Source organism: Streptomyces sp. MGP-P1, assembly GCF_057766565.1.
The window spans coordinates 806,653-824,489 of record NZ_JBYMEM010000007.1; the positions used below are offsets into that span (position 1 = coordinate 806,653).

10 protein-coding genes and 2 pseudogenes are annotated in these 17,837 nt (G+C 72.0%); 11 read left to right on the forward strand and 1 reads right to left on the reverse strand.

Annotation, left to right across the window (positions count from 1 at the left end; genetic code table 11):
• Window positions 1-10: 10 nt before the first annotated feature.
• From AC3CH1_RS25215 to AC3CH1_RS25250, 8 genes and pseudogenes are all read left to right on the forward strand, one after another.
• Entirely contained in the window at window positions 11-1,030 is a 1,020-nt protein-coding gene (locus AC3CH1_RS25215; protein ID WP_018959187.1) for a rod shape-determining protein, read from the forward strand.
• A gap of 197 nt (window positions 1,031-1,227) precedes the next feature.
• Window positions 1,228-2,277 (forward strand): rod shape-determining protein MreC, encoded by a 1,050-nt coding sequence (gene mreC, locus AC3CH1_RS25220; protein ID WP_488465012.1) that lies wholly within the window; start codon window positions 1,228-1,230, stop codon window positions 2,275-2,277.
• An 11-nt stretch (window positions 2,278-2,288) separates the two neighbouring features.
• Complete coding sequence (mreD, locus tag AC3CH1_RS25225; RefSeq protein WP_488465013.1) at window positions 2,289-2,954, forward strand: rod shape-determining protein MreD; 666 nt, start codon at window positions 2,289-2,291, stop codon at window positions 2,952-2,954.
• A 61-nt stretch (window positions 2,955-3,015) separates the two neighbouring features.
• A complete protein-coding gene (gene mrdA / locus AC3CH1_RS25230; protein ID WP_488465014.1) occupies window positions 3,016-5,238 on the forward strand; it encodes a penicillin-binding protein 2 in 2,223 nt (740 codons plus the stop codon).
• Window positions 5,238-6,431, forward strand: a complete 1,194-nt coding sequence (gene rodA / locus AC3CH1_RS25235; protein ID WP_018959183.1) for a rod shape-determining protein RodA — start codon at window positions 5,238-5,240, stop codon at window positions 6,429-6,431. Before mrdA ends, rodA begins: the two co-directional genes overlap by 1 nt.
• A gap of 30 nt (window positions 6,432-6,461) precedes the next feature.
• Window positions 6,462-7,988: a CYTH and CHAD domain-containing protein gene (locus tag AC3CH1_RS25240; RefSeq protein WP_488465015.1), complete on the forward strand. Its 1,527-nt coding sequence runs from the start codon at window positions 6,462-6,464 to the stop codon at window positions 7,986-7,988.
• Between the two features lie 52 nt (window positions 7,989-8,040).
• Complete coding sequence (locus tag AC3CH1_RS25245; protein WP_488465016.1) at window positions 8,041-9,969, forward strand: TIGR03960 family B12-binding radical SAM protein; 1,929 nt, start codon at window positions 8,041-8,043, stop codon at window positions 9,967-9,969.
• A gap of 68 nt (window positions 9,970-10,037) precedes the next feature.
• Window positions 10,038-10,484, forward strand: a pseudogene (locus AC3CH1_RS25250) (hypothetical protein); the annotation flags it as partial.
• Window positions 10,485-10,493: 9 nt separating this feature from the next.
• On the opposite strand, the gene AC3CH1_RS25255 reads toward AC3CH1_RS25250, so the two are convergent.
• A protein-coding gene (locus AC3CH1_RS25255) for an IS5 family transposase (protein WP_488460925.1) occupies window positions 10,494-11,302 on the reverse strand; the annotation gives its coding sequence in 2 pieces (ribosomal slippage) (window positions 10,494-10,954 and window positions 10,954-11,302; 810 coding nt in all).
• 39 nt (window positions 11,303-11,341) lie between these two features.
• Between AC3CH1_RS25255 and AC3CH1_RS25260 the strand changes: the two are divergent.
• The 3 genes and pseudogenes from AC3CH1_RS25260 to AC3CH1_RS25270 all read left to right on the forward strand — a co-directional run.
• A pseudogene (locus AC3CH1_RS25260) lies at window positions 11,342-12,079 on the forward strand (hypothetical protein); the annotation flags it as partial.
• A gap of 122 nt (window positions 12,080-12,201) precedes the next feature.
• Window positions 12,202-12,984: a TIGR03936 family radical SAM-associated protein gene (locus AC3CH1_RS25265; RefSeq protein ID WP_488465017.1), complete on the forward strand. Its 783-nt coding sequence runs from the start codon at window positions 12,202-12,204 to the stop codon at window positions 12,982-12,984.
• 228 nt (window positions 12,985-13,212) lie between these two features.
• Window positions 13,213-17,532 carry an Rne/Rng family ribonuclease gene (locus AC3CH1_RS25270; RefSeq protein WP_488465018.1) on the forward strand — a complete coding sequence of 1,440 codons (4,320 nt, stop codon included), beginning with the start codon at window positions 13,213-13,215 and terminating at the stop codon, window positions 17,530-17,532.
• Window positions 17,533-17,837: the final 305 nt, after the last annotated feature.

Below are 17,837 nucleotides of genomic sequence, written 5' to 3' on the forward strand. Positions count from 1 at the left end.
GGGGAACTCAATGTCGTTCATCGGCCGTGACATGGCTATCGACCTCGGGACTGCCAACACGCTGGTGTACGTCAGGGGGCGCGGCATCGTTCTGAACGAGCCGTCCGTCGTGGCCATCAACACCAACACCGGCGGAATCCTGGCGGTCGGCTCCGAGGCCAAGAAGATGATCGGGCGCACGCCGGGCAACATCGTTGCCGTGCGGCCCCTGAAGGACGGCGTGATCGCCGACTTCGAGATCACCGAGCGGATGCTCCGCTACTTCATCCTCAAGATTCACAAGCGTCGCTACCTGGCCCGCCCCCGCGTCGTCGTCTGTGTGCCCTCCGGTATCACCGGGGTCGAGCGCCGCGCCGTCATCGAGGCGTCCACGCAGGCCGGCGCGCGCCAGGTGCACATCATCGAGGAGCCCATGGCCGCGGCCATCGGTTCCGGCCTGCCGGTCCACGAGGCCACCGGGAACATGGTCGTCGACATCGGCGGCGGCACCACCGAGGTCGCCGTGATCTCGCTCGGCGGCATCGTCACCGCCCAGTCGATCCGCACCGCCGGCGACGAGCTGGACAACGCGATCATCCAGCACATCAAGAAGGAGTACTCACTCCTCCTCGGTGAGAGGTCCGCGGAACAGATCAAGATCACCATCGGTTCGGCGTTCGACCTGGAGAAGGACGAGCACACCGAGATCCGCGGTCGCGACCTGGTGTCCGGGCTGCCCAAGACGGTCGTCATCTCGGCCGCCGAGGTCCGCAAGGCCATCGAGGAACCGGTGAACGCGATCGTCGACGCCGTGAAGACGACGCTCGACAAGTGCCCGCCCGAGCTGTCCGGCGACATCATGGACCGCGGCATCGTCCTCACCGGCGGCGGCGCGCTGCTGCGCGGTCTGGACGAGCGGCTGCGCCACGAGACGGGCATGCCGATCCACATCGCCGAGGACCCGCTGGACTCGGTGGCGCTCGGCTCCGGCAAGTGCGTCGAGGAGTTCGAGGCGCTCCAGCAGGTGCTGGACGCCCAGCCCCGCCGCTAGAGCGTCTTCGGGTGGTGGCCCCCTCGGGGGACACCACCGATCCGGCGAACGGACGCTGACGCTCCGCCCGCCGGATCGTTGATATAGATCGTTGCTGTACCTGTTCCGACGCGGAGACACATCGACGCGGCGGACGCACGCACAGCGACGTACACACAGGCACGAACATTCCGACGAGGAAGGCACGGCCGCCGCACGTGAGGGACACACGAGAGAGCCGGCTGCTCCTGGTGCTGCTGATCGCCATCGCATTCGCCCTGATCACGGTGGATATCCGAGGCGGCGAGGAGTCACCGGTCGACGGTGCGAGGCAGGCCGCGGCCACCGTCTTCGGGCCGGTCGAGAACGGCGTGGCGGCAGCGGTCGACCCGGTGGGCAACGCCATAGGCGCGGTACGGGACTCCGGCAACCGGCACGACCGCATCTCCACCCTGGAGCAGGAGAACGCCGCGCTGAAGGCCAGGCTCGGCAGCGACGACCGCACCGACAGCCGGGTCCGCCAGCTCGACGCCATGCTGAAGAACGCGGGCGCCGGACAGTACGGCATCAAGGGCGCCGAGGTCATCGCCATAGGAGCGGCCCAGGGCTTCTCCTGGACGGTCACCATCGACGCCGGCGCCGACGACGGCATCCGCCGCGACATGACCGTCCTCAACGGGGAGGGGCTGGTCGGCCGGGTCACCACCGTCGGCCCCGACACCGCGACGGTCCTGCTCGCCAACGACCCCGACTTCACCGTCGGCACCCGGATGGAGAAGACCGACGAGCTCGGCTTCGCCACCGGCCAGGGCTCCCGCCCGCTGTCGGTGCAGTTCCTCAACGGCAAGGCCAAGGTGAAGGCCGGCGACCGCCTGGTCACCTTCGGCTCCAGCAAGGACAAGCCCTTCGTGCCCGGCGTCCCGGTCGGCGAGGTCGTCCGCGTCGACCCCTCCGGCGGCGCGCTGACCCGGACCGTCTACGTGAAGCCGTACGTCGGGTTCACCAAGCTCGACATCGTCGGCGTCGTCGTCCAAGCGCCCCGCGAGGACCCGCGCGACATGGTCCTGCCCAAGCAGCCCGTCAAGAAGAAGCCGAAGCCGACCCCCACGGTCACCGTCACCGTCCAGCCCAACGGAGACCTGGTGGACGGCTCGGGCAAGGTCGTCGGCAACATCAACGAGCAGCCGGGCGGCGACGCCGCCGGTGACGCGGCAGGCGACCAGCAGGGCAACGCCCAACCCGACAACGCGGCCAACGACCAGGAGTAGAGCTGATCCCCATGCGCATCAACCGGACTCTGCTCTCGATCGTCCTGGTCGTCGTCGCCCTCGTCGTCCAGGTCTCCGTCCTCGCCCGCCTCCAGCTCCCCGGGGCCGTGCCCGACCTGCTCCTCCTCACCGTCCTCGGCCTCGCCTTCGTGTACGGGCCGGTCAGCGGCTCCCTCATCGGCTTCGGCGCGGGCCTCCTCGCGGACCTGGCCCCGCCCGCCGACCACGCCGCCGGACGCTACGCCCTGGTCCTCTGCGTCATCGGCTACCTCGCGGGCCTGGCCCGGCCGGAGAACGGCCAACTGAAGTCGGCCTTCGCCCCGATGGCCGTCGTCGTCGTCGCCGCGATCGGCTCGACCCTGCTGTACGCGGGCGTCGGCGCCCTCGTCGGCGACACCGCCGCCCGCCATGTGGGCCTGGGCGGGCTGCTGTTCACGGCCGCGATCTACGACCTGCTGCTGGCGCCCTTCGTGGTGCCGCTGATCATGGCGCTGGCCAGACGCACCGAGAACGATCCGCTCGCCGAGGCCTCGTCCGGCGGCAACGACGTCGCCGCCGGCTGGCTCGCCTCGGGCACCGGTCTGCGGATCGGCAACCAGCGCGGCGGGCTGCGCGTCAAGGCCGCCCGCAACCGCGCCGCCCGCGCGGGCAGGATCAAGGGGGTCAAGCGCCTGTGAGGCCGTGTTTCCCGGGGGACGACCCCCGTACCCCCAGCAGGACCACCATCGGGGGCACCGCGTGAGCAACATTCCCGAGACCGGGCGGACCCAGCGGGTCCAGATCCGGCTCATCGTCATCCAGGTCCTCGTCTTCTCGCTGCTGCTCACCCTCGGCGGGCGCCTGTGGTACCTCCAGATCCGCAACGGCGACGAGTACACCGCCGAAGCCGCGGGCAACGGTGTGCAGCAGGTCGTCCAGCCCGCCGTGCGCGGCTCGATCCTCGACGCCCGCGGGGTGCCGCTCGCCGACAACGAGACCCGCCTCGTCGTCTCCGCGAGCCGCACCGAGCTGCTCAAGATGAAGGACGACGGCGTCGGGGTCCTCACCCGCCTCGCCGACGTCCTGGACATGAAGGCGAGCGAGGTCCGGGACAAGGTCCGCCTCTGCGACTCCAAGACCCCCCAGCCCTGCTGGAACGGATCGCCGTACCAGCCGATCCCGGTCACCGACGAGGCCACCACCCAGCAGGCCCTCCAGATCCGCGAGCGTGCCGAGGACTTCCCCGGCATCACCGCCGAACCCACCGCCGTACGCCGCTACGCCGCACCCGGCAAGGCAAGGACCGCGCAGGTCCTCGGCTACCTCTCGCCCGTCACCGACGAGGAGATCCAGAAGGCGCAGGACGGCCCGTCGCCCTACCTCCGCTCCGACCAGGTCGGCCGCTCCGGCCTGGAGCGCACGTACGACAAGGAGCTGCGCGGCAAGGCGGGCGTCACCCGCTACGAGGTCGACAACCTCGGCCGCGTCATGGGCGAGGCGGAGAACGACCCGGCGGTCTCCGGCTCCACCCTCGTCACCAGCCTCGACGCCCGCGTCCAGGCGGTAGCCGAATACGAGCTGGCCCAGGCGATGAAGACCGCCCGCCGGGAGACCGACAAGATCACCGGGCGCAAGTACGAGGCCGACTCCGGCGCCGTCGTCGTCATGGAGTCGAAGACCGGCCGCGTCGTGTCGATGGCCTCCCAGCCCGACTACGACCCCAACGACTGGGTCGGCGGCATCTCCGGCAAGCAGTACGCCAAGCTCACCAGCAAGAAGTCCAACTACCCGCTGCTCAACCGGGGCATCCAGGGCCAGGCCCCCGCCGGCTCGATCTTCAAGGTGGTCTCCGCCAGCGCCGCCGTGCGCGCCGGCCACGACTTCGACGACCTCTACCAGTGCAGCAGCTCCTACAGCCTGGGCAACCAGACCTTCGCCAACTTCGAGTCCCAGGGCCACGGCCCCATCACCCTCGGCGACGCGCTCAAGTACTCCTGCAACACCGTCTTCTACCGCCTCGGCCACGAGGAGTGGGCGCGTGACGGCGGCATAAAGCCGAAGAAGGACGCCAAGGACTGGTTCTACCGCACCGCCCGCGACTTCGGCCTCGGCTCCGAGACCGGCATCGACCTGCCCAACGAGGTCAAGGGCCGCATCCCGGACCGCCAGTGGAAGCAGGACTTCTGGGCGGCCAACAAGGACGCCTGGTGCAAGGAGGGCAAGAAGGGCGGCACCTACGTCCAGCAGATCGCGTACGAGAGCTGCCTCGAAGGCAACCAGCTCAAGGCCTACGACAGCATCAACTACTCGATCGGCCAGGGTGACGTGCTCGTCACGCCCATCCAGATGGCCACCGCCTACGCCGCCATCAGCAACGGCGGCACCCTCCACGAGCCCACCGTCGGCAAGGCCGTGATCAGCCCCGACGGCAAGACCGTCCAGGAGATCGCGCCCAGGGCCGGCGGCAAGCTGCCGGTCAGCGCCCAGACCATCAGGGACCTCGACAAGGGGCTGCGCTCGGTGGTCGAGCCCGGCGGCACCGCCGCCTGGCGGTTCGGCGGCTGGCCGCAGGACAAGATCCCGATGCGCGCCAAGACCGGCACCGCCCAGGTGTACGGCAAGCAGACCACCGGCTGGTTCGCGACCTACACCGACGACTACACGATCGTCATGACGATCTCCCAGGGCGGCACCGGCTCCGGCTCCGCCGGGCCCGCCGTCCGCAACATCTACAACGCGCTCTACGGCCTCGACGCCGAGGGCAACCAGGACAAGAAGAAGGCCCTGCTGCCGAAGCCCCAGAAGGCGCTGCCGAAGATCCAGCCCGACGGCTCGATCTACGCCCCCAAGGTCAAGCCCTACGACCCCACTCCGGCCGAGCCCGGCGAGCAGCCGGGCGGACAGGAACCCCAGTTGCCCCTGCCGCCCGGAGGCCAGCCCGGACTCACCGGATCGCCGGCGTCGAACGGGAGGCAGCCCTGATGGCAGGTGGATTCTCCGTCTCCCGCTACGGCCCCGACCAGGGCTCCTGGGCCAAGCTGACCGCCCGCGACTCCCTCGTACGGCGGCTGGACTGGCCGCTGCTCGGGGCGGCGCTCGCGCTCTCGTTCCTCGGCGCGCTGCTCGTGTGGTCCGCGACCCGCAACCGCGACCACCTCACCCAGGGCGACCCGTACTTCTTCCTCCTGAGGCACGCCCTCAACACCGGCATCGGCCTCGCCCTGATGATCGGCACGATCTGGCTCGGCCACCGCACGCTGCGCGGGGCCGTCCCGGTCCTCTACGGCATCTCGGTGCTGCTGGTCCTGGCGGTCCTCACCCCGCTCGGCACCACGGTCAACGGCGCCCACGCGTGGATCAAGCTCCCCGCCGGCTTCTCGATCCAGCCCTCCGAGTTCACGAAGATCACCATCATCCTCGTGATGGCGATGCTGCTGGCGGCCCGTGTCGACGCGGGCGACCAGGTCCACCCCGACCACCGGACCGTCGCCAAGGCGCTGGGTCTCGCCGCCATCCCCATGGCCATCGTCATGCTGATGCCGGACCTCGGTTCGGTGATGGTCATGGCCGTCATCGTCCTCGGCATCCTGCTGGCCTCCGGCGCCTCCAACCGCTGGGTCTTCGGCCTCCTCGGCGCGGGCGTGGGCGGGGCCGTCGCCATCTGGCAGCTCGGTCTGCTCGACGACTACCAGATCGCCCGGTTCGCCGCCTTCGCCAACCCCGCGCTCGACCCGGCGGGCGTCGGCTACAACACCAACCAGGCCCGCATCGCGATCGGCTCCGGCGGACTCACCGGCACCGGCCTCTTCGAGGGCACCCAGACCACCGGCCAGTTCGTGCCCGAGCAGCAGACCGACTTCGTCTTCACCGTCGCCGGTGAGGAGCTGGGCTTCCTCGGCGCGGGGCTGATCATCGTGCTCCTGGGCGTCGTCCTGTGGCGCGCCTGCCGGATCGCCCGCGAGACCACCGAGCTGTACGGCACGGTCGTCGCCGCCGGGATCATCGCCTGGTTCGCCTTCCAGTCCTTCGAGAACATCGGCATGACGCTCGGCATCATGCCGGTCGCCGGGCTGCCGCTGCCCTTCGTCTCCTACGGAGGATCCTCGATGTTCGCCGTCTGGGTGGCCATCGGTCTGTTGCAGTCGATCAGGGTGCAACGGCCGATGTCCGCCTGAACCCGGCGCACACCGGGTAGGTGTCCGTACATGGCGGACACCAAGCGCGAGATCGAGCGGAAATACGAAGCCACCGACGACACCCGGCTGCCCGACCTGACCAGGGCGGCCGGGGTCGACCGGACGGTCCAACGGGGCCTGACCGAGCTCGACGCCGTCTACTACGACACCGCCGACCTCCGCCTGGCCGCCGACTCCCTCACCCTGCGCCGCAGAACCGGCGGGACGGACGAGGGCTGGCACGCGAAGTTCCCCGTCGCCGTCGGCGTCCGGGACGAGATCCACGAACCGCTCTCCGACGCGGTGCCGCCCCCGCTGGCGGACCTGCTCCGCTCCCGGGTCCGCCACGCGGAGATCGCCCCCGTCGTCCGGCTGCTCTCCTCCCGGGACGTCCACCACCTGCTGGCCGCCGACGGGACCCTCCTCGCCGAGGTCAGCGTCGACAAGGTGCTCGCGGAGCGCCTCGCGGGGGAGGGGAGCGGCGCCACGGCCGCCTGGACCGAGATCGAGGTGGAGCTGGCCGACGACGGTGATCCCGCGATCCTGGACGCCGTCGAGAAGCGGCTGCGCAAGGCCGGGGTGCGCCCCGCGGAGTCCCCCTCCAAGCTCGCCCGGGCGCTGGCGGAGACGACGGTGAACCGCGAGGACAGCGGACAGGAGAAGGAAACGCCGCACACCGCGGGCGACCACGTCCTCGCCTACGTACGGCAGCAGATCTCCGCGATCGTCCGCCTCGACCCCGCCGTCCGCCGCGATCTGCCCGACTCCGTGCACAAGATGCGCGTCGCCACCCGCAGGCTGCGCAGCACCTTCAAGACCCACCGGGCCCTCCTCGACCGCGAGGTCACCGACCCCCTCGGCGCGGAGCTCAAGTGGCTCGCCGCCGAACTGGGCCTCGACCGCGACCAGGAGGTCCTGGACGAACGCCTCGGCACCCGCATCGAGGACCTGCCCGTCATCCTGACCCTCGGCCCGGTCCGCGGCCGCCTCCGCGCCTGGTCGGCCGCCCGCCGCACCGGAGCGCGCCGCAGGATCGTCGACGTACTGGACGGGAAGCGGTATCTGGACCTTCTGGATGCCCTCGACGCGCTGAGCACCCACCCGCCCCTGCGCCCCGCTGCCGGCCGCGCGCCCGGCAAGGCCCTGCCCAAGGCGGTGCTCAAGGACTACAAGAAGCTCGCGCGCCGTATGAGCCACGCCCTGGAGCAACCGCCGGGCCCCGAGCGGGACACCGCGATGCACGAGGCCCGCAAGGCCGCCAAGCGCGCCCGGTACGCCGGCGAGGCGGCCCGCCCCGCGCTCGGCAAGCCCGCCAAGCGCTTCGCCAAACGCGTGAAGGCCGTGCAGAGCGTCCTCGGCGACCACCAGGACAGCGTCGTCGCCCGCGAGGCCCTGCGCGCGCTCGCGATCCAGGCGCACGCGGCGGGGGAGACCGCGTTCACCTGGGGGCTCCTGTACGGACAGGAGGAGGCCGCCGCCGAGGCCCGGGAGCGCGAACTGCCCGAGGTCTGGGCCCGCGCGTCGGCCCCCGGACTGCGCGCGGATCCGAGGAGGTGAGGACCGGGGTACGCTGGATGGTCACCCCTGCCGGCTCACGAAGGTTCGCGAGATGTCTGCCGCATCGGTCTTCCCACAGCTCGAAGCTCTGCTCCCGCATGTGCAGAAGCCCATCCAGTACGTCGGCGGTGAGCTGAACTCCACCGTCAAGGAGTGGGACAGCTGCGACGTCCGCTGGACCCTCATGTACCCCGACGCCTACGAGGTCGGGCTTCCCAACCAGGGCGTCATGATCCTCTACGAGGTGCTCAACGAGCGCGAGGGCGTCCTCGCCGAGCGCACGTACAGCGTCTGGCCGGACCTCGAAGCGCTGATGCGCGAGCACGAGGTGCCGCAGTTCACGGTGGACAGCCACCGCCCCGTCGGCGCGTTCGACGTCTTCGGGCTGAGCTTCTCCACCGAGCTGGGCTACACCAACATGCTCACCGCCCTGGACCTCGCGGGCATCCCGCTGGAGTCCAAGGACCGCACCGTCGACCACCCGATCGTCCTCGCGGGCGGCCACGCCGCGTTCAACCCCGAGCCGATCGCGGACTTCATCGACTGCGCGGTCGTCGGCGACGGCGAGCAGGCCGTCCTGGAGATCACCGAGATCATCCGCGCCTGGAAGGCCGAGGGCCGCCCCGGAGGCCGCGACGAGGTGCTCTTCCGGCTGTCGAAGACCGGCGGCGTCTACGTCCCGCGCTTCTACGACGTCGAGTACCTCCCCGACGGCCGCATCGGCCGCGTCGTCCCCAACCGGTCCGGCGTGCCGTGGCGGGTCTCCAAGCACACGGTGATGGACCTCGACGAGTGGCCCTACCCCAAGCAGCCGCTCGTCCCGCTCGCGGAGACCGTGCACGAGCGGATGTCCGTGGAGATCTTCCGCGGCTGCACCCGCGGCTGCCGTTTCTGCCAGGCCGGCATGATCACGCGCCCCGTGCGGGAGCGAAGCATCACCGGCATCGGCGAGATGGTCGAGAAGGGTCTCAAGGCGACCGGTTTCGAGGAGGTCGGCCTGCTCTCGCTCTCCTCCGCCGACCACAGCGAGATCGGCGACATCGCCAAGGGTCTCGCCGACCGTTACACCGAGGACAAGGTCGGCCTCTCGCTGCCCTCGACCCGCGTCGACGCGTTCAACGTCGACCTGGCCAACGAGCTGACCCGCAACGGCCGCCGCTCCGGCCTCACCTTCGCCCCCGAGGGCGGCTCCGAGCGCATGCGCAAGGTCATCAACAAGATGGTCTCGGAGGAGGACCTGATCCGTACGGTCGCCACCGCGTACGGCAACGGCTGGCGCCAGGTGAAGCTGTACTTCATGTGCGGCCTGCCCACCGAGACCGACGAGGACGTCCTCCAGATCGGCGACATGGCGGTCAACGTCATCGCCAAGGGCCGCGAGGTCTCCGGCCAGAACGACATCCGCGCCACGGTCTCCATCGGCGGCTTCGTCCCCAAGCCGCACACCCCCTTCCAGTGGGCCCCGCAGCTCAGCGCCGAGGACACCGACGCCCGGCTGAAGAAGCTCCGCGACAAGATCCGCGGCGACAAGAAGTACGGCCGCTCCATCGGCTTCCGCTACCACGACGGCAAGCCCGGCATCGTCGAGGGCCTCCTCTCGCGCGGCGACCGCCGCGTCGGCTCCGTCATCCGCGCGGTCTACGAGTCCGGCGGCCGCTTCGACGGCTGGCGCGAGCACTTCAGCTACGACCTCTGGATGAACTGCGCCGAGAAGACGCTGCCCGAGTTCGGGGTCGACGTCGACTGGTACACCACCCGCGAGCGCACCTACGAGGAGGTCCTGCCCTGGGACCACCTCGACTCCGGTCTGGACAAGGACTGGCTCTGGGAGGACTGGCAGGACGCGCTCGACGAGACCGAGGTCGAGGACTGCCGCTGGACCCCCTGCTTCGACTGCGGCGTTTGCCCGCAGCTCGACCTGGACATCCAGATCGGCCCGACCGGCAAGAAGCTCCTGCCGCTCAGCGTCGTCAACAAGTAGCTCGTTCCCGAACGAACCGCAGGCCCGGCCCGGCAACCCCGGACCGGGCCTGCGGCGTCCTTGACGGCATGGACTACGGCAAGCACCAGGCCCCTCAGGCGGCTCCTCAGGGGTACGAGCCGGGCGAAGGCGTCCTGACCACGCTGATCAGGATCCCGGTGCGGATCGTGGTCGTCGTGCTCGTCCTGCCCGTCCGCATGCTCCGGGACGCGCTCACCGCCCTCTGGCACGCCGCCGACCGCGCCCTGCTGCGCCCGCTCGGCCGGGCCGTGGCATGGCTCCTCGACACCCTCGTACTGGCCCCGCTGACCTGGCTGTACACCTGGGTCCTCACACCGCTCGGCAAGGCCGCCTCCTGGCTGGCCGTCGTGCTCCTCCTGTGGCCCTGGATCGGCCTGTGGCGGTACGTGATCGTCCCCGTCGCCCGCTACGGGATCGCCGCGCCGGCGGCATGGCTGTACCGGGCCGTCCTCACCCCGCTGGGCCACGGGCTGCGCTGGATCGGCACCGCCTTAGACGCCATCTCATTTGGTGAGTCTGCGGTAGCAGATGAGGGTGCAGGCGATGCTGGTGAAGGCTAGGAAGTGGTCGGCTTTGCGTTCGTAGCGTCGGTGGAGGCGGCGGCAGCCGGCGAGCCAGGCCATGGTGCGCTCCACGGTCCAGCGATGGCGGCCCAGCCGTTGCGAGGACTCGACTCCCTTGCGGGCGATGCGGTGGGTGATGCCGCGTTCGCGTAACCATTGCCGCAGGTGGGCGTAGTCGTAGCCCTTGTCGGCGTGGAGTTTGGCGGGCTTGCGCCGTCGCCGGCCGCGGCGCGAGCGGATTGGCGGGATGCCCTTCACGAGGGGGATCAGGGCCTGGCTGTCGTGCAGGTTGGCGCCGGAGATGCCGACGGATATGGGCAGACCCGACCTTTCCGTGATCAGGTGGATTTTCGAGCCGTACTTGCCCCGGTCGACAGGATTCGGACCTGTCAGGTCCCCCTTTTCAGGGCTCGCATGTTCACCGAGTCGATCGCGCACCGCGACCAGTCCAGCTCGCCGCGGGCACCCAGTTCGTCGAGGACCAGGCGGTGGAGCTTGGCCCACACCCTGGCCTTCGACCACTCCGAGAACCGCCGGTGGGCGGTCGCGCCGGACGGGCCGAACGACGCCGAAGGCAGCTGCTGCCAGGTACAACCCGATGTCGCCACGAAGACGATCGCCGCCAGCACTTCCCGGTCGCCGTGCCGGCGCCGGCCACCGCCCTGCGGCCGCGACGGCGCCTCCGGCACCACCCGCTGGAACAACTCCCACAACTCGTCCGGCACCAACCGCTCAACGATCCCCACCATGACTCACAGAATACCGAGTCGCCCAAATGAGATGGCTTCTTACTGGCCCCGGCGACACGCGGCCTCGGAACCGGCCTGGCCTGGCTCTTCGCCACCCTGCTCGTCCTGCCGGTCGCGGCTCTGTGGCGGTACGTGATCGTCCCCGTCGCCCACTACGGCCTGATCGTCCCGGTGGTGTGGCTGTACGAGACCGTCCTCACCCCGGTCGGCCACGGCGCCGCCTGGGTGCTGGGCCAGGTGTGGCGGGGGATCGCGGCCACCGGGCGCGGGCTGGGCACCGCCCTCGCCTGGCTGGTCATGACGCTGCTCGTCGCCCCCGTCTCCTGGACGTACCGCCACGTCCTCGCCCCGGTCGGCCGGGAGATCGCCGCCGCGTTCGAGGTCGCCTGGCGGATCGCCGGGTACGTCTCCCGGGCCGTCGGCCGGGCCCTCGCGTGGCTGGTCATGACGGTGCTCGTCGCGCCCGTCTCCTGGGCGTACCGCACCCTGTTCACCCCCGTCGGCCACTTCCTGCGCGACTCCGTGTGGGCCCCGGCCCGCCGCGCCGCCGCCGAGGCGCGCCGGGCCGCCCGCGCGGCCCTCACGTCCGCCCGGGAAACCGTGCGCCAGGCGCGCCGCGACGCCTGGCGGGCGCTGGTCGGCACCACGGACGGCGCACGGTCCCGGGAACCGGTGGGGATCCCTGCGCGTACTCTGGGTAGTACAACGACTGTCCCCAGCGCGGCGCAGGCGTCCGAGACCCCTCTGCCCGGCGAGAAACTCGTCGAGCGGGGGTGAGCCGGAGCGGCACCCGGGGGTCACCCGAATCTCGTGGGCGGTGCGCCACCGCGCCCGCTCCGCACCGAGGAGAAGAACCACTGGGCAAGCGACAGCCCGAAGGCCCGCCGCCCGCACCGGCAGTGCAGCGCGTCCGCCTGCGCTACACCAAGCGCGGCCGCCTCCGGTTCACCAGCCACCGAGACTTCCAGCGGGCCTTCGAGCGGGCACTGCGCCGCTCCGAGGTGCCGATGGCGTACTCGGCGGGCTTCACCCCCCACCCCAAGGTCTCCTACGCCAATGCCGCACCCACCGGCACGGGCAGTGAGGCGGAGTTCCTGGAGATCGCCCTCACCGAGGCGCGGGACCCCGAGGTCCTGCGCGGACTGCTCGACGCGTCGATGCCGGACGGCCTCGACATCATCGACGCGGTGGAGGCCCGCACTTCGGGCCTGGCCGAGCGGCTCACCGCGTCCGTCTGGGAGATGCGCCTGGACGGCGTCGATCCCGAGGACGTCCGCACCGCCGTGGCCGCGTTCAACGACGCCGAGGCGGTGGAGGTCCAGCGCAAGGCGAAGAACGGCATCAGGACGTTCGACGCCCGCGGAGCCGTCGCCGACCTCCGGGTCGTCGACGCTCCGGCCGATAGGCCGGTCGAGCGGCCCTGTGCGATACTGCGCCTGGTTGTTCGGCACGTGACACCTGCCGTGCGACCCGACGACGTCCTGTCCGGTCTCCGAGCTGTGGCCGACTTGGTGCCGCCCGTCCCCGCTGCGGTGACGAGGCTGGCGCAGGGGCTCTTCGACGAGGAGTCCGGCACGGTGACCGACCCTCTCGCGCCCGACCGCGAGGCCGCCCCGACCGCGCATCCCGCGGTCGCCGGGGCAGCCGTCGCGACGGCGCCGGAAGGCGCGGGTTCCGCGTAAGGCGGTCGTTGTAGCGCAGCCCTCCGACTCGGGAGCCACCTGGGTCGGGCCGCGCACTGACCCATAAGACTTTCGCCAGGCCGTAGGCACACCGCATACGGAACCGGCGAGCCAGACATCAGTTCCCGTGCGGCGCCCGCGCCCCGGACGGCGGTATCGCACCACTGCGGACCGTGCCGGACCGGAATCAGACGCGGCGCCCGGGAGCACGACGGGAGAACCGCCCGCATGCCTCAGCCGAACGAACCCGGCACGACCGGGAACAACGAAGAGAACACCCCCGGGGACAAGCTGCCGCCGCGCCGCAGGCGCCGCGCCGCTTCCCGCCCGGCGGGCCCGCCCGGCGCGGCCGTGGCCCCCGCCGAGGACGTCACGCCGGCCATACCGGCCGACGGGTCCGCCGCCCCGGCCGCGGACGACACGCCCGGGGAAACGGTCGCCGAGACCGCCCCGCCCGCCCGTGCGCGCCGCCGCGCCGTGCGTAAGGCCACCGCGCCCGCCGGAGCCCCGGAGCCGGTGGAGAGTACCGAGCCCGCCCCGGTCGCCGAGGCCACCGCACCGGCCGTCGCCGAGGAGGAGCCCGCCGCACCCGCGCCGCGCGCCCGCCGCCGCGCGGTCCGCAAGGCGACCGCCCCGGCCGGTGCGCCGGAGGCCGCCGAGACCGTGACCCCGGTCGTCGAGACCCCGGCAGAGCCCGCCGAGGAGGCCGAGCCCGAGGAAGAGGCCGAGGCCGTCGTCGAGGTCGTCGAGGAGCCCCCGGCGCCCCGCCGCCGTCGCGCCTCCCGCAAGGCCACCGCCCCCGCGGGCGCCCCGGCAGCGGCCGAGACCGCCGTCGTGGTCGAGCCGCCCGTCGCCGCCGAGCCCGCCGCCGTGGTCGAACCCGCCGCTGCCGTCGTCGAGCCGGAGCCCGCCGAGGCCCCTCGCGGCCGTGCCCGCCGCCGCGCTTCGGCCCCCGCCGGTACGCCGGGCGCCACCGCGCCCGTCGCGGAGACGGCGACCGAGCCGGCGCCCCCCGCCGCCGAGGCCCCCGCCGCCGAGGCCCCCGCCGCCGAGGCCCCCGCGGCCGAGGCCGTCGAGGAGACGCCGGCCCCGCGCACCCGCCGCCGCGCGTCCCGCAAGGCGTCCGCGCCCGCCGGTACGCCGCAGCCGGCCGCCGAGCCCGTCGAGACCCCCGCGGAGCCCGTGGAGGCCGGCGAGAGCCTGCCCGCCGCCGTCGCCGAGGAGCTCGCCGCCGAGGTGGAGGAGGTCGAGGACGCCGCACCGCGCGGACGCCAGCGCCGCCGGGCCACCGCCGCCGCCGGTCGCCCCGAGTTCACCACCAAGCCCGAGGAGCCGGCGCGCAAGGGCCGGCGCGCGACGCGCCCCGCCGTCGCCGTCTTCCAGGCCCCGGTATTCGCCGAGCCGATGTTCCAGACCCCCGAGACCGCGGCCGCCGCCGCTGCCGCGGCCGGTTCCCCCTCGGCGCCCGACGAGGCCGACGAGGTCGAGGAGCAGCGGACCGCCGAGGTCCAGCAGAGCGCCCCGCCCGCCGAGGCCGCGCCGCAGGGCGGCTCGCGCCGCCGTCGTCGCCGCCGTGGCGAGGCCGACGTGACCGAGCAGGCCGCCGAGCCCGCCGCCCCCGTGGAGGCGCCCGCCGAGCAGCCCGCGGACGAGGCCCCCGAGGCCGAGGCGGACGAGCACGAGGGCGAGGACACCGACGAGTACGGCGACCGCCCCTCGCGCCGTCGCCGTCGTGGCGGCCGTCGCCGCCGTCGTGGCGAGGCCAGCGACACGGACGACGAGCAGCAGCAGCCCGCCGATGAGGCCGCTCCCGCGCCGTCCCGCGCCGAGGAGACCCGCTCCGAGGACGAGCAGGACCGGGGCCGGGGCCAGGTCGCGGACGCCGCCGACGAGCAGGACGAGGACGACGACGACTCCTCGGCCTCCGGGTCGAGCAGCAGCCGCCGTCGCCGCCGTCGCCGTCGCCGCAGCGGTGACGCCGCCGCCGAGGCCGACCACGGCACCCCCGACGACCCGGAGCGTACGGTCGTCAAGGTCCGCGAGCCCCGCAAGAAGGAGGAGCGCGAGCCGGGCACCGGTTTCGACGAGGTCCAGTCCATCAAGGGCTCGACCCGTATGGAGGCCAAGAAGCAGCGCCGCCGCGAGGGCCGCGAGCAGGGCCGCCGCCGGGTCCCGATCATCACCGAGGCGGAGTTCCTGGCCCGCCGCGAGGCCGTCGAGCGCGTGATGGTCGTCCGCCAGAGCGGCGAGCGCACCCAGATCGGCGTCCTCGAGGACAACGTGCTCGTCGAGCACTACGTCAACAAGGAGCAGGCCACCAGCTACGTCGGCAACGTCTACCTGGGCAAGGTCCAGAACGTGCTGCCGTCCATGGAGGCCGCCTTCGTCGACATCGGCAAGGGCCGCAACGCCGTCCTGTACGCCGGTGAGGTCAACTTCGAGGCGCTCGGCATGGCCCACGGGCCGCGCCGCATCGAGACCGCGCTCAAGTCCGGCCAGTCGGTCCTGGTCCAGGTGACCAAGGACCCGATCGGCCACAAGGGCGCGCGTCTGACCAGCCAGGTCTCGCTGCCCGGCCGCTACCTCGTCTACGTGCCCGAGGGCTCGATGACCGGGATCAGCCGCAAGCTGCCCGACACCGAGCGCTCCCGCCTCAAGACCATCCTCAAGAAGATCGTCCCCGAGGACGCGGGTGTCATCGTGCGCACCGCCGCCGAGGGCGCGAGCGAGGACGAGCTGCGCCGTGACGTCGAGCGGCTCCAGGGGCAGTGGGAGGACATCCAGCGGAAGGCGAAGGGCACCAGCGGCTCCAACGCGCCGACGCTGCTCTACGGCGAGCCGGACATGACCGTCCGGGTCGTCCGCGACATCTTCAACGAGGACTTCTCCAAGGTCATCGTCAGCGGCGACGAGGCGTGGGAGACCATCCACGGTTACGTCTCGCACGTCGCGCCCGACCTCACCGAGCGGCTCTCCCGCTGGACCTCCGAGGTCGACGTCTTCGCCACGTACCGCATCGACGAGCAGCTGATGAAGGCGCTGGACCGCAAGGTCTACCTGCCCAGCGGCGGTTCGCTGGTGATCGACAAGACCGAGGCGATGATCGTCGTCGACGTCAACACCGGCAAGTTCACCGGCCAGGGCGGGAACCTGGAGGAGACCGTCACCAGGAACAACCTGGAGGCGGCCGAGGAGATCGTGCGTCAGCTGCGGCTGCGCGACCTCGGCGGCATCGTCGTCGTCGACTTCATCGACATGGTGCTGGAGTCCAACCGGGACCTGGTGCTGCGGCGGCTCCTGGAGTGCCTGGGCCGCGACCGCACCAAGCACCAGGTCGCCGAGGTCACCTCGCTGGGCCTGGTCCAGATGACCCGCAAGCGGGTGGGCCAGGGTCTGCTGGAGTCCTTCTCCGAGACCTGCGTCCACTGCAACGGGCGGGGCGTCATCGTCCACATGGAGCAGCCGACGACCGTCGGCGGCGGTGGTGGCGGCAAGAAGTCCAAGAAGCGCGGCCGCGGCGGCGCGGGCCAGGACCACGAGCACGGCCCGGACCACGAGCACGGTCACGACGAGCACGCGGCCGAGCCCGCCGAGACCGAGGCCGAGCTGGCCGCGGAGGTCGCCGCCCCGGTGTCCCTGGCGGACCTGGAACCGGCCGCAGACGAGGAGTTCTACAGCAGCCCCGCCGAGGCCGAGGCCGCCGCCACGCGCGGCCGTGGCCGCCGTCGGGCCTCCCGCAAGGCGTCGGCCCCGGCCGGCGCCCCCAGGGCCGAGGCACCTGCCCCGGCCGTCGAGGCTCCCGTCGTCGAGGCCCGGCCCGAGCCGGTTCTCGACACGCCCGCCGAGACCCCGGTCGTCGAGGCCGCCGCTGTGGAGGCCCCGGAGGCCCCCGAGGCTCCGGTCGAGGCCGCGCCCCAGGGGCGCCCGCGCCGTCGGGCCACCCGTAAGGCGACCGCCCCGGCGGGTTCGCCGAAGCAGGCCGAGGCGGCGGAGCCGGTCCGGCCGGCCGAGCCCACCACGGACCCGGTCGCGGTCGAGGACCCGGTCGTCGAGGCGCCCGCCGTCGAGACGCCGGCCCCCGAGGCTCCGGAGGCTCCGGCGGAGAAGGCCCCCGAGGCCGAGACCCCCGTGGCCGCCCCGCCGCGCGCCCGGCGCCGGGTGACCCGCAAGGTCACCGCACCGGCGGGCTCGCCCACCGGGTCGGACGACGCGGAGGTCGTCGTGGTCGCTTCGGCGCCCGAGGCGCAGGCCCCGGAATCCGAGGACCCGGGCACCCAGGGAGCCGCGGAATCCGGAACGGCGGACTCCGAATCCGAGTCCGCGGAACCGGCGCCGGCGAAGAAGACGGCCCGCAAGGCCGCGGCCAAGAAGGCGCCGGCGAAGAAGGCGGCCGCCAAGAAGACCGTCGCGAAGAAGACCGCCGCCAAGAAGACCACGGCCAAGACGGCCGCGAAGAAGACGACGAAGAAGACCGTCGCCGCTGGGCAGTCGTCGCCGTCCGTAACGGCTTCCGCGCATTCCGTGGAGGGCGAGTCGTCGGCCGACTGACGAATTCGTAACCGGTTGTTCATCTAAAGGTGTCCCGCCCCGAGCACATCGGGGCGGGACACCTGCTTTGTTTCAGAACTGATGCAGGAGCTGGTTAACGGGCCCGAAATGGGCCGAGAAATCCCTGATAATGTGACGGCGGTTGCCACGCGTGTGAGCGTTCTTGACGGAAACTACGGTTGGTGACAAGGCCCGGCGAACATACCGACCGGGCCGGATTCCTCGGCAGGGCGTCGGCATCGCGCCGGTGGGGTTACGCGCGACCTCGGTAAGACGTCCCGCACCTCGGAGCTCTGCCTGGTAAC

Bases quoted from the DNA above. Each gene is read 5' to 3' on its own strand.
- AC3CH1_RS25270 (WP_488465018.1), top strand. From the start codon at position 13,213: ATGCCTCAGCCGAACGAACCCGGCACGACCGGGAACAACGAAGAGAAC.
- AC3CH1_RS25215 (WP_018959187.1), top strand. From the start codon at position 11: ATGTCGTTCATCGGCCGTGACATGGCTATCGACCTCGGGACTGCCAAC.
- AC3CH1_RS25240 (WP_488465015.1), top strand. From the start codon at position 6,462: ATGGCGGACACCAAGCGCGAGATCGAGCGGAAATACGAAGCCACCGAC.
- AC3CH1_RS25245 (WP_488465016.1), top strand. From the start codon at position 8,041: ATGTCTGCCGCATCGGTCTTCCCACAGCTCGAAGCTCTGCTCCCGCAT.
- rodA (WP_018959183.1), top strand. From the start codon at position 5,238: ATGGCAGGTGGATTCTCCGTCTCCCGCTACGGCCCCGACCAGGGCTCC.
- mreD (WP_488465013.1), top strand. From the start codon at position 2,289: ATGCGCATCAACCGGACTCTGCTCTCGATCGTCCTGGTCGTCGTCGCC.